This is a genomic window from Flavobacterium lipolyticum (assembly GCF_020905335.1).
GTDB classification, from domain to species: Bacteria; Bacteroidota; Bacteroidia; order Flavobacteriales; family Flavobacteriaceae; genus Flavobacterium; species Flavobacterium lipolyticum.
Map to the genome: position 1 here is coordinate 1457277 of NZ_JAJJMN010000001.1, position 13333 is coordinate 1470609.

Annotated in this window: 8 protein-coding genes; 2 read left to right on the top strand and 6 right to left on the bottom strand. The window is 35.3% G+C overall.

What is annotated here, in order from left to right:
- Positions 1-42 precede the first annotated feature (42 nt).
- Positions 43-4923 (bottom strand): T9SS-dependent choice-of-anchor J family protein, encoded by a 4881-nt coding sequence (locus LNQ34_RS06565; RefSeq protein ID WP_229999007.1) that lies wholly within the window; start codon positions 4921-4923, stop codon positions 43-45.
- Between the two features lie 51 nt (positions 4924-4974).
- Positions 4975-6087: an NAD(P)/FAD-dependent oxidoreductase gene (locus tag LNQ34_RS06570; RefSeq protein WP_230000580.1), complete on the bottom strand. Its 1113-nt coding sequence runs from the start codon at positions 6085-6087 to the stop codon at positions 4975-4977.
- Between the two features lie 278 nt (positions 6088-6365).
- Here LNQ34_RS06570 and LNQ34_RS06575 point away from each other — a divergent pair, with 278 nt between their 5' ends.
- Together LNQ34_RS06575 and LNQ34_RS06580 are read left to right on the top strand one after the other, a co-directional pair.
- Complete coding sequence (locus LNQ34_RS06575) at positions 6366-8267, top strand: S9 family peptidase (RefSeq protein ID WP_229999008.1); 1902 nt, start codon at positions 6366-6368, stop codon at positions 8265-8267.
- A gap of 177 nt (positions 8268-8444) precedes the next feature.
- Entirely contained in the window at positions 8445-10886 is a 2442-nt protein-coding gene (locus LNQ34_RS06580; RefSeq protein WP_229999009.1) for an ATP-binding protein, read from the top strand.
- On the opposite strand, the gene LNQ34_RS06585 is transcribed toward LNQ34_RS06580, so the two are convergent.
- The 4 genes from LNQ34_RS06585 to LNQ34_RS06600 all read right to left on the bottom strand — a co-directional run bounded on the left by LNQ34_RS06585 (position 10883) and on the right by LNQ34_RS06600 (position 13318).
- On the bottom strand, positions 10883-12232 hold the full coding sequence (locus LNQ34_RS06585; RefSeq protein ID WP_229999010.1) for a sigma-54-dependent transcriptional regulator: 1350 nt from the start codon (positions 12230-12232) through the stop codon (positions 10883-10885). The two genes, LNQ34_RS06580 and LNQ34_RS06585, sit on opposite strands and share 4 nt — an antisense overlap.
- A gap of 129 nt (positions 12233-12361) precedes the next feature.
- Positions 12362-12658: a hypothetical protein gene (locus LNQ34_RS06590; RefSeq protein WP_202702326.1), complete on the bottom strand. Its 297-nt coding sequence runs from the start codon at positions 12656-12658 to the stop codon at positions 12362-12364.
- Between the two features lie 11 nt (positions 12659-12669).
- Positions 12670-12975, bottom strand: coding sequence for a hypothetical protein (locus LNQ34_RS06595; protein ID WP_229999011.1), 306 nt, complete (start codon positions 12973-12975; stop codon positions 12670-12672).
- A gap of 46 nt (positions 12976-13021) precedes the next feature.
- Positions 13022-13318 (bottom strand): PepSY-like domain-containing protein, encoded by a 297-nt coding sequence (locus LNQ34_RS06600; protein WP_229999012.1) that lies wholly within the window; start codon positions 13316-13318, stop codon positions 13022-13024.
- Positions 13319-13333: the final 15 nt, after the last annotated feature.

The window sequence follows — 13333 nt, forward strand, 5'->3', positions numbered from 1 at the left end:
TTAATCTAAAATGTAATACTAAAAATAGTACAACTTAGAACATTACTTCTTTATTACTTTAAACGTTTCTTTTTTATCATCCTGAGTTACCACCAACAAATATACCCCAGAAGCATGATTTTTAAAATCAATACTAACTTTAGAATCCGAGTAATTATTTATAGAAAGCAACTGTCCACTTAAAGTATAAACTTCTACTTTCGAAAGTACCGAATTACTTTCTATATATAGAACATTTTCTACTGGATTAGGATAATATTTAAAATTGGAAAAATGAGTTCCGTCAATACCCAGTGACGATGTTTTATCAAACACAAGATTATCCAGATAAGCATTATCTCCGGCATCAGATTTACCAATATGCTGTAATGATATTCTAATATCTGCCCCAACATATGGTGTCAAATCAACTGTGTATTTTTTATAATCATCACCGCTGGCCGACTCTGGTTTTATTACATCCCCCACTACATTCCCGTTTACGACAACTCTAAACATTGATTCTGTATTTGAAGAAACAAAGGTTTGTTTTAGATCAAAATGCATAAATAAACTGCTTGCATTTGCTGCATTTACTTTTGTATTTATCTTGGCGATACTACTTTCATTTCTTTCCCATACCGAAGAATTCTCAACAGCGGCTCCTTTCTTTATTTGAGAAGTTCCATTGACATTCTTCCATTCTGATGGTGTACTGTTTCCTTTCATCACCAGTATATTATTGCTAGAATCTAAAATAATTCTCTTATTGCCCCCCTCAAAAATCAACTCTCCTGGCGGCATTTTTGTAAAGTCATATGTTACTGTTTTTCCACTTCCATCGATAGAAGACGTATATCCTTCTTTCAATTCAAAATCATCAACAAGTAATCGTGAACCACCCGAATTGGCAAATTCCATCAAAAAGCTATAGTCTCCCGATACCAGGGGCGTGAAGTAATAAGATACATCTCTATAATTGTATTCGGTCAGTCTATCGTTGTTCCCTGTTTGACTAATATTAAGTGACATATTGTAATCGTTTTGCCCTTTTCCAACATATAACCCAACACCCTGAATACGATACTCGTAACTATTTCGTCCTTTCAGGTTAAACTTATAAGTAGTCCCCGCATTTAAATAAAACATAGGAGTCATGATCTGAGTCAAAAATCCACCGGTAAGATATAAATAACCGGTATCATCAAATCCCGACCTTTTATAATCGGGACTAAATCTATAATTAAGATCATCCTTAGCTGTATTTTCTAAAATAAATTCGCCTCTTAAAAACTTAAAACAATCCGGAAGGACGTTTGTTCCGTAACGACTCAGATTGGTAAATTTCTCTTTCCACGGTAGTGCCAGTGACTCGCATGTCGTTTCTATTTTTCGCGGTCCTGCTTCTAATGAATTACCGGATGCGCAAGTGGTTTTGAAATAAAACTCATACGAGGTTCCGATTTGCAGCTTAGAAATCAAAATCTCATTCTTTTTGGTGTTTACAATAGTTCCCGTACCTTTAGCAAAACCGGTTAATCCGTATTCTATCTGAACATTTTCTGTTGCCTGATTTTTAGAAGTCCAGCTTATTAACGTCGAATTATGATTAATATCAGAGAAAACTACATCTATTGGTTCATAACATGGTAAAGTCTGATCATAACGAAAATCATCTATTAAAAGAGTGTTTCGTACGTAGTCTCCATTAGTTGATTCGGCCATATATTTAAAAACGATCTGTTTGTTTGCTCCCTGGTACTGAGAGAAGTCAATATTAACTTCTTTTCCGTATAGTGGCAAACTATTAATTTCCTGCTCTGTAATGGTCAGATAAGGTTCGAATGTACTAAGATCCGCAGCATTCTTGATTGTTCCTACAATTAAAGTTCCGGCTTTCGAACTACCCGTTTGCGAACCTCTAAGCCAAAATTTTACTTTTTTGTTTTTATCAAAATCATCCAGATAAGGAGAAATCAATATTGCACTGTCTTTGTTTGTATACAATGCAAAAGCATAAGGCGCACTGGTAATATTCGGCAAATTAAATTCTGCTAATTGCGCATAAAGCTGAATATTGTAACTCCAGCAAAAAGTAGTACTTTGATCTAAATTCCTGCCATGTTCATCAAAATTCTCAACAAAAGGTGCTGTTTTTGAACAAAAAGTTTTAAAGGTATATCTATCACTCCAATCTGAGGTAATATTGGTATCGCAATATGCTCTTACTCTATACTCGTAAGTGCCAAGAGCTAATCCCGCCAAATTATAAGGATTTTCAGTGACCTTAATTATCGTTCCTGAACCACTTACAAAACCTTTAGGTCCATACTCAATATCAAAACTTTGAGATGGTTTTAGAGTATTATTATCTCTCCAATCCAGCAAAACACTATCAGGACCTGACTGTCTTGCACCTAATATTCCGGGAATTGGACAGTTATTCTGAATGTATTCAAAATCATCTATAAAAAACCTGGTTGATCGTTGATTACTAATCTTTTGTTTGAACCCGATATATTTATCCGTTCCAAAATAATTAGAAAAATCAACATCATAGTTCAGCCATTTAGCCTTATTTGCAACCGGAACTACAATAGTTTTATAAGCTTTGAAAGTAGAATAATCTTCCGGATCTGAAAGGGTTCCTATGATAAGTTCCACTGACAGGTCATCTGACTCTTTAGGAACCTGCATCCAAAAGTTGATCTTTTTATAATTGTCAAAATCTTTAAATCTCGGAGAAACCAGCACTACTCTATCCGTTTTTTCTCCCGTTCCCGGAGGGTAAACAAGATCTAACTGACTTGAAAGCAATACTGATTGGGAACCATTACGCACCGTAGAACTACCGTTATTGATCGTATTAATATTCACAAAACGATCTTTACGATAATACCTCTGATAAATATAAGGCACAATTCTGGTCCAGCATCCATTTTTTTCAAAAGCGGCATTTTCAAAATTTTCAGTATAACCAGCCGTTAATCCTAAACATTTGGTTTTAAAATTACCTCTGTCAGACCACGCGCTGTATTCACTTCCACATTTGGCACGAACATAAAAATCGAAATCTGTATCGTCCTGAAGCGATTCTAACTTAAACGGAATTACTGCCGCATCAACGATCTTTCCTGAACCATGAGCAAATCCTTTTGGTCCGTATTCTATTTGAAATTGTGATGCAGGTTTATAATTTTCCCAACTAACAGTGGCAGAATCATAACCCAAATTGATGGTTTTAGGATTAAGAGGTTCTAGACATACAGGTGTCTTTTCATACGTAAAGTCATCGATACTAAAATAGGAATCACTTTCATTATTGTACCTCAAAGCAATATAATTATGGTTATTGCTCTTTACGTAATTATCTAAATAAACGGTATGCTCTTTCCATAACGAAGATTTATATCCGTTTTCAGTCTCGTTTATCTCTGAAGGCAGAATTGTTTTTAAAGCAACAAAAGTAGCTGTATTTTTAGGATCAGACATTGTTCCTATGGTCAGCGAAGTTTTATTATAGTCATCGTCGCTACTATAAGCTAAAAGACTAAATCTTATTCTTTTATCAGAATCCAGATCTGCAATATATGGTGTTACAAGATAGGCTTTATCAACATTTAAAGCACCTACAAATTTCGACATTACAATCGTTGTCGTACCTGTTTTAGGTGCGGGCTTTCTTGCCCAGCCCGTATCTTCCAAACTACTCTGAACCAAACATTTTCCTGCAATCACACTCCAGCAAGGATCAATATATTTTGTCCCTTCAAAAGAGGTACTGTACCTATCTGTAATTACGGTACAAGGTGTTTTGAAACTTATTGTCTTAGTCCAGTTAGAGAACAAATCATCAATACAATTGGCGCGTACCTTTACTTCATAATCTGTATTTCCAACCAATTTATCCAAAGTAAAAGAGCTGCTCTGAATAGTAAAAATTTCAGTAGTTTTCTTAACTGTATTAGTCAGACTCACTTGAAAATTATTTTGATTAGGAGCATCAAAATTTATCTGAGCACTATTTTGCTGAACGTTTGATACGGCAAAATTAGTCTGATTGAAACAATCTGATGCTTTTTCGTAACTAAAATCATCTATATACAAACTGGTACTGTTACTCCCATAGTATCCCCTCTTAAAAAAGAACACCACATATTGATCGGTGCCATTATAATTAGTAAAATAAACGGTTTCCTGCCTCCATTCTAACCCTAATTTTGGTTCTATTTTTTGCAGAAGATGAAATGTGTTTTTGTCATTGGGATCACTCATAGTCCCGACTAACAATTCTGTATCCGAATTATAAAGTCCGTTTAGCCAAAATTTTATTTTTCGATCGGTGGCTAAATCATTGAATCTTGGAGATATCAAACCAATATGGCTTTTATCGTCATAGTTATAACTAGCCATTATCATCGAAGAACCTGCTGCATTATTTTCGCTATGATTCTTATAGGTTGTAAGAGATACACCGGCTATACTGGTGCTATTGTTATAGATAAGGCCCCTCCACTCTAAATTTGTGGTGTTTTTATCATTAAAGTTTGTCGCATAACCCACAGAAAAGACTTTATCACTTGATGCCTGTATCGTTTTTGTGTCTGACCAATTTCCCCATAAAAAAATTGTCCCCTGCAAACGTCTCTCTCTGACTCTAAAATCATATTTTCTTAATGGATCTAATGTAAATCGATAAAAGTTTATACCGGAAAGAGTCTTAGTGATCCCCTCCCCAGGCTTAAAACCTGCAGGCCCATATTCGAACTGCCATTCGTAAGTATTATAAACATCATATGCATGATATTCAACCAAAACTTCACCAATAAGTGAAACGGTTACATCAAAAACCGGATCGGCTACAATAGGTTTAGTTTTATTAGTGGCATGTGTAAAAAGAAAGGTAAAAAAAGAAAAAAGAACAACTAGAGTAGTTTTTTGCATGTATTATCCGTTTTTTGGGTTGTGGTATTTTTGAATTAAATTCTTTTAAAATTATATTAAATCTGCTAATTCTGTTCCTATTAAACTCCCGATTGCTACTCCCATACCACCTAAACGCACTCCACAAAACACGTTTTCAGACAATTGAGTAACAACAGGATTTTTACTGTTTCCTATTCCCATGATACCGCTCCAACGATGGGCGATTCGGAAATCCTGATTCGGTAAAATTACATTTTTAAGTAAATCCTCCAATTTATTTTGTACAATTTTCGTCTCCCCAAATTCAGTTGTTGTTTCGGTTTCAAAATCAAGATTTCTGCCACCGCCAAGTAAAATTCTATCGTTTATATTTCTAAAATAATAATACCCGCGATCCAGATGAAAAGTTCCTTTGATGGCTAAATTTGCAATGGGCTCTGTAATCAAAACCTGTGCTCTGGCAGGCCTTACCGCTCCTTTTGTCAACTGAGCTGCAAAACCGTTGGTGGCGAAAAGTACTTTTTTGGATTTAAAACTAAAATCATTCAACACCAGTTCAACCTCACTTCCTAAGTCAGAATAAGCAGTAAGAGTTTGCTGGTTGAGAATTAAAATATTCTCAGCAACAGCCTGTCTCAGCAATTCCTGCATCATGTTTCCGGTATCAATTTGTGCCTCAAAAGGATTAAAAATCAAATAATCGTGACTGCTTCCAAAACCAAACCGATCGAATTCTTTGGCAAAAACATCCGCTTTGAAAAGTGGTTTTAAAATTTCATTGACAAAAGGCAGCCTTGCCATACACTCCTCAAAATTTAAATCATCTTCTCTTAAAAACAATTCATATCCGCCATACGGTTTAAAATCTATTGCAGTATCGCCTAATCGTTTTCTCAACAGCTGCAAGCCCTTCCATCTTTTTTCTACAAGCCGTATCACTTCCTCTTCTGAATGTATTTTAAGATCTTCCATAATTTCAGAAAGACTTCCAAAACATGCAAAACCGGCATTTTTAGTACTGGCTCCTTGCGGCAGCATTCCTTTTTCTAAAATCAGAATTTTTGCGGCCGGAAATCTTTCGCGTAAGCGCAGTGCCGTGTGCAGTCCTACGATTCCGCTGCCAACAATAGTATAATCAACATTTGTAAACCAGTTTTTGAGCTCCCAGTAGCTTAGTTCCATCATAAAATAATAAATCACAATTAGTTAAAATCCAAATCACAATTTAGGAAATAAATTTAAACCGGAACTTTCATTTTTTAAAATTCCAAAACGCGTACTATTTTTTTTCAGCCACGAATTCACAAATTATTTTTGCTGATCCTTAAGAATAAAAATTCGGAAATTCGTGGCTGAAAAAACTTAGCCCATAAACTTTAACAATTTTTGGAATTTGGAATTTAGCTAATTTGGAATTTAATTGTTGTATTTTTAGTCCCACGAAAAATTAGAATTTTATTATGAAAAAAGTATTATTTACAACCTTAATAATGATGAGTTTAAACGCTATCGGACAGAATGTAATGTCCCCAGAGTTGTTATGGAAATTAGGAAGAGTGAGTGCACTCGGACTTTCAAAAGATGCAAAAAATGTTGTTTTTAAGGTTTCGACCCCTTCTATTGAAGAAAACAAATCGTCTTCTAAATTTTACATCATTCCTGTAGGTGGTGGAACTGCAACCGAAATTAAAGACACTAAAGAAGTTTTAGCAGACAAAAACGTTTCGCCTGACGGAAAATTTTTAGTGTACAACGAAGAGGTGAAACTGGAAAAAGTTTTAGGCAAAGATTTTTATCCAAAACTGGATAAATCTGATGCTCAAATTTATGACGGATTGGATTATCGTCATTGGGATACCTGGAATGAAGGTAAATTCAATCATGTTTTTTACAAAGAAAACAAAGAAGGTGCCGCTGGAATTGATATCCTGAAAGGTGAGAATTTTGATTCTCCGCAAAAACCTTTTGGTGGTGACGAAGATTACATCTGGTCCCCTGACGGAAAAAGCATTTTGTATGTGTGCAAGAAAAAAGCAGGAACACAATACGCAATTTCTACTAATACTGATATTTACGAGTATAATTTAGAAACTCAAAAAACAATAAACAGAACCGAAGGTAATTTAGGTTACGATACAGCGCCACAATTTTCCCCAACAGGAAACTTAACCTGGCTGCAAATGAAACGTGACGGTTATGAAGCGGATAAAAACGATCTTATTGTTGAATTTAAAGGGATCAAAACAAATTTAACGGCAAACTGGGATGGAACTGTAGATAATTTTATCTGGAGCAAAGATGGTAAAAATGTATACTTTGTAGCTCCGGTGGATGGTACAAAACAGCTTTTTACAGTTAACTTTCCGGGATTGACCAGAATCGCTATTCAGGTTCGTCAATTGACTAATGGAGATTTTGATGTGAATGATTTAGTAGGTTTTGCCGGTGATGATATTATTGTCACCCGAAATGACATGAATCACGCTCCGGAAATTTATTCTTTTAATTTGAAGAAAAACACCTGGAAACAAATCTCAAATGTAAATACAGAAACCTACAAAACAATAGCACCTAGCAAAACAGAAAAACGTTATGTAACTACTACAGACGGTAAAAAAATGTTGGTTTGGGTAATTTTACCTCCAAATTTTGATGCTTCTAAAAAATACCCAACCTTATTATTCTGTCAAGGTGGGCCACAAAGTGCTTTAACACAATCGTATTCTTTCCGTTGGAATTTCTCCTTAATGGCTGCAAAAGGTTATGTGGTAGTTGCACCAAACCGTCGCGGAATGCCGGGTCACGGTGTAGAATGGAACGAGCAGATTAGTAAAGATTGGGGCGGACAGGTTATGGATGACTACCTTTCGGCGATCGACGATGTTTCTAAAGAAAGCTATGTCGACAAATCCCGTTTAGGATGTGTAGGCGCAAGCTACGGAGGATATTCTGTGTTTTACCTAGCGGGTATTCACAAAAACCGTTTCAAAACTTTTATCGCTCACGATGGTGTTTTCAATACTGTGAGTATGTTAGGAACTACTGAAGAGGTTTTCTTTAACAACTGGGATTTTGGAGGTCCGTACTGGGAAAAAGACAATGCAGCAGCTCAAAAATCGTATACTGTTTTTAACCCTGCAACAATGGTTCAAAACTGGAACAGACCCATCTTAATTTTCCAGGGAGGAAAAGATTTCCGTGTACCAATCGGACAGGGACAAGAAGCTTTTCAGGCGGCACAATTAAGAGGACTTAAAAGCAGATTTGTGTATTTCCCTGATGAAAATCACTGGGTTTTACACCCGCAAAACGCTCAGGTTTGGCAAGGTGAATTCTTCAAATGGTTGAACGAGACGCTTTAAACCGTAGATTTTAAATTAAAAAATAGCCGTAGATTTTCAGAATCTGCGGCTATTTTATTTTCCGAGCCCTCTTAATTATGTAAAACATTAGCATTATTTTGTATTTCAAAAACCGAAATTTTAAATAAATTGCACTGATTTCCATTATAAGCATCCAAAAACCTATAACATTACCCCATGGAGAGTAAAAAAAGTTACATGCCGATAAAAGTACTCTTCAGTTATATTGCTCTACTGGGATTAGTGGTTACCGTAGGTTGGTTTTTGTATTCAGAAAATGTGGTTTACAATAAACTCGAAAGTAAGATTGCTTTTGAGAAAACTAAAATCTTAAAAGTAAGCAAACTGTTTTCTAACGTTTACAAGACCGAAAGTTTAGCCCGAAAAACCATCCAGACCAATTCTGAGGATGATTTCAAAAATTACCTTATCGAAACCGATTCTTTGAAATCCAGAATCGATACCTTAAAACAAATTGTTACCACACAATATCAAAAGACCCTGCTGGACAGTGTTACGTACCTGTTGTCGGAAAAGACAAAAAACATCAAACAGTTAAAAACCATAAAAAATAAAGCCGACGATGAAGTCTCAGTAAATACGGCAATTGATGAAATCACCAAAATGGAGTTTAAACTCCGTAAATTAGAACTTCAGGATTTCAACAAGAATCCGAATCAATTAGGGAGTTATCAGCGCAATGTACTTCAAAAATATGTGGATTATCTCAATCAGAATATCCCTGACGACAGTACAAACACCCTGAGCAAACAAGCCTCGGATTCCATCTTGGCCAATTCGAAGAAACTCTTAAGCAATGTAAAACTGAAAGCTGAAAAGAAAAAAGAATCACTAAACTTCGAAGAAAACAAACTATTAAAAAATGAAATCGCGATTTCAGAACAGCTACGAAAAGTACTTCGAATTATCGAAAGAGAAATCATCATCAACTCGATAAAAAACAATTCTTTAAAAGAAAAATCGCTTAAAAAAGTGAATGATATTGTTACGGCTTCGGCTATTATTGGTTTGGTGCTTACTTTATTTTTCTCGATTCTAATTGTGAGTGATTACTCTAAATCGCAGGTTTATAAAAAGAAGCTGGAGATTGCAAATTTTAAAACAAAAAACTTACTGAAAAGCCGCGAACAGCTCATTTCTACGGTGAGTCACGATTTAAAAACCCCTTTAAGTACAATTGTAGGATATTCAGAATTGCTGGGTAATTCTGAGGTAAATTCCAAGCAGTCTTATTTCATCAAAAACATTAAAAATTCTTCTGAATACATTACACAGCTGGTTCAGGACTTATTGGACTTTTCTCAAATCGAGGCTGGAAAAATCACCATTGAGAAGGTCCCATTTTTATTGCCGGAAATAATTGATGGAGTAGCCAAGAGTATTCAAACCGTGTACAAACAAAAGAACATCGACCTTATTATTAACGTCGATGAAAAATTGAATGCCCGAATTGTTGGAGATCCCTTTAGACTAAAACAAATTTTAAGTAACATCATTGGAAATGCCTATAAATTTACCGAAGAAGGCTTCATAAAAATAAGCGCTTACACCACAGAAAATAATGATTTTTTTGTTGTTTCTATTCAAGATTCAGGAATTGGAATCGAAAAAGGGAATCAGAAATTAGTTTTCGAAGAATTTGCTCAGGCGAATGAGGGAATCGAAAAAAAATATGGTGGAACCGGCTTGGGATTATCCATTTGTCAAAAAATAATTTCGATTTTAGGCGGAAGCTTAAGTCTCGAAAGTACTTTTGGAAAAGGAAGTACTTTTCAAATTCAACTTCCCCTATTGTTCGATAACAGTCAAAATTTAGTAGTTGAAGAGAAAGAATCCATTATACTGAATGCTCCAAAACAAACGTTTATCGTTCTTGACGACGATATTAATCTTCTGAACTTAACGAGCGGTGTTTTGAGACAGGAAAAACATGAGGTATTTTCTTTTAACAGTGCCGAAAAAGCTTTAGAAGCCATTGGAAGTACTCCTTTCGACTTTATTATCACTGACATACAAATGCCGGAAATGGATGGTTTTATGTTCTTGGAAAAACTCAAAAACAGCGGTTACTCCACTTTTAAAAACCAGCCCGTAATTGCTTTAACCGGAAGAACTGATCTGGATGCAGCAATTTATACCAAGGCAGGTTTTACCACGGTAATTCAAAAACCTTATTCCCCTAAAATACTGTTGGAGACGATTCATCTAATTTTGGAAAACGACACATTGCCCAATATTGACATTAACAAAGAGGAAGAAACGGTAAATTCAACATTGTATTCACTGGATACGCTGAAAGAGTTTTTAGGCGACGACAATGACGAACTAAAAGAAATCCTGAAAGCGTTTATTGAAAACAGTTCTGAGAATCTGAACGCTTTAGAAAATGCCTTCGAAGCAAAAAGCACGGTCGAAATTAACTTAATTGCGCATCGAATGGCTCCTATGTTTAAACAAATTCAAACACAAGAGATTAGTGAAATTTTAAAAGTTTTGGAAAGTACGAACCTTGACATTTCTGAAGTAGACAGTATACTGAACACCTTAAAATCTAAAACAAATATACTTTTTAACGCTTTACGACAAGAAATAGTTTAATCTATATTGTAATGCTTTAATTTATTGTAAAGTGTTTTTCTGGTAATCTTAAGTAATTTTGCTGCTTCCGATTTGTTATTTTGCGCTCTCGATAACGCCTGAATAATGGCCTCTCTTTCATTTTCAGATAACGAAAAATTATCATTAGAACTTGTTGGCTTTTGTATCTGAAAAAATTCTGCCGGCAGAACATCACTTTCGATAAATTCACCTTTGGACAACAACGTCGAACGTTTGACACAATTTTGCAATTCACGTAAATTTCCCGGCCAGTTGTAATTTTGAAAAATTGCAACTACTTCGGGTGAAAATCCAATCACCTCTTTGTTCAGCTGCTGGTTCGCTTTTTCGAGAAAATAATCGGCGAAAACCATCAAATCTTCCTCCCGCTCTTTTAAAGAAGGCGACAATATAGAAAACTCGTTGATTCTATGGTATAAATCCTCTCTAAAATCGCCGTTTTTTACTGCCTCACGCAAATCTTCATTCGTAGCGGTAATAATGCGAATATCGACGTTTATTTCTTTATTACTTCCAACAGGTTTAATTTTTCGTTCCTGAAGTGCTCTTAACAGTTGAATTTGATTCTCATAAGAAAGATTCCCAATTTCATCCAGAAAAAGCGTTCCGCCATTAGCTGCTTCAAAATAACCCATTTTGTCGCTGATAGCACCGGTGAAAGATCCTTTTAGATGTCCGAAGAATTCACTTGCTGCCAATTCTTTCGGAATAGCTCCGCAATCGACTGCAATAAAATTATTGTTTTTCCTTAAACTTTGCTGATGGATACTTTTGGCAATAATTTCTTTTCCTGTTCCACTCTCTCCAATAATTAAAACCGACATATCTGTCGGGCTTACCAATTGAATATGATCCAGAAGTTTTTTAGAAGCTATCGAAATCCCTTTTACAAATTCGTTTTCGGCAGTAGTTTGTTTTTTTGCGGTTTTCTTCTCTTTCACCACTACTTCATCCGTCTCCTCTTCTGAAGCTTTTAACGCATTTGTAATGACCAGTAAAACTTCATCAGGATTGAAAGGTTTCGAAATGTAATCGGCTGCGCCATTTTTGATCGCTTTCACTGCAGTATTAACATCAGAGTAGCCCGTCATCAAAATTACCGGAACTTGGGGGTATGCCATTTTAATTTCGGCCATAAGTCCGATACCATCAGAATCAGGTAAACGGAGATCTGTTAAAATCAAATCGAAAGATTCTTTTTTGATTGCAACTCTGGCTTCGGCAGCTGAGAAAGCAATAGCTACTTCGTATGTTTTTTTGATTAGAAATTTCTCTAATAATTTGCAGAACGAAATATCATCTTCTATCAGTAATATCTTTGGCATTTGTTTCTGAGGACTTTTTTGCTAAAATAATACTAATAAAATTGTCTTTTCACAAAATTATGTAAAAAAAAAGAGATTGCTTATCGCAATCTCTTTTTCACCAAAAACATAAATCTAAAATTCACCTAATTATATCTTCAACCAGTTGCCATTGACATCTGAAAAAACAGTAGCCTTTTGGTCCCCAACTGATATCTCAAGTTTATATTCCTTTTTTTCGTTTACCCAGGCTTTCGCAAGTTTTGCACCCGGATAAGCGGTTTGTAGTGCCGTTTTCACAGCAGCTGGTACAGCATCTGCAGCAACTTCTGTATATTCTGTCTGAACATTAACAGCAATTTTTATTTGCTCCTGAGAAACAACAGTATTCGCAGAAACGGATAAACTTCCTAAAACAACTGCTACTGATAAGGCTAACTTTTTCATATTATTCTTTTTTAATATTTCGGGGCAATGTCTCCTTTGTCATTTGTGAAAACAAAATGTTTCTCCTGATCAGCCCCCGAATTCAGTTCTAATTTGTACTGCTTTTTCGGATTTACATAAGCCTTTACAAGCTTCGAACCTGGAAAAGATTTTTCTAAAGTCGCTTTAACTTCAGCTGGAAGCGCTTCTGGTTTTATTTCCTTAAAATCGTCTTGAAATGTAACGACATTCAAAACTGATTTTTTTAATGTAGTCGCTTCTGCATTCGTTACTAAACCTCCTAAAATGATGACAGCTGATAAAATTAATTTTTTCATAAGTACTTGCTTTTTTTAATTACTATTAGCTGATAAAATTAGGCAATTATTTTTTAAGAATATTTCCGGAAGCATCTGTAAACACAGTGTATTTTTTATCTCCGCTGGAAATTTCCAATTTATACTCATCCTTCTCACTCTTATACGCTTTTTCAAGTTTTGTGTTAGGGAAAGATTTTTCGATTGTTGATTTAACTGCTGCCGGAACTGCATCCGCACTAATCTCTTTATATTCATCCTGAACAACTACAGCTTGAATGTCTGAAGTTTTCACTGTCGAAGTCGCTGCCTGAACGGATAAACCTCCAAGAACAATCGCTGCTGATAAAATTAACTTTTTCATAATAAATGGTTTTTA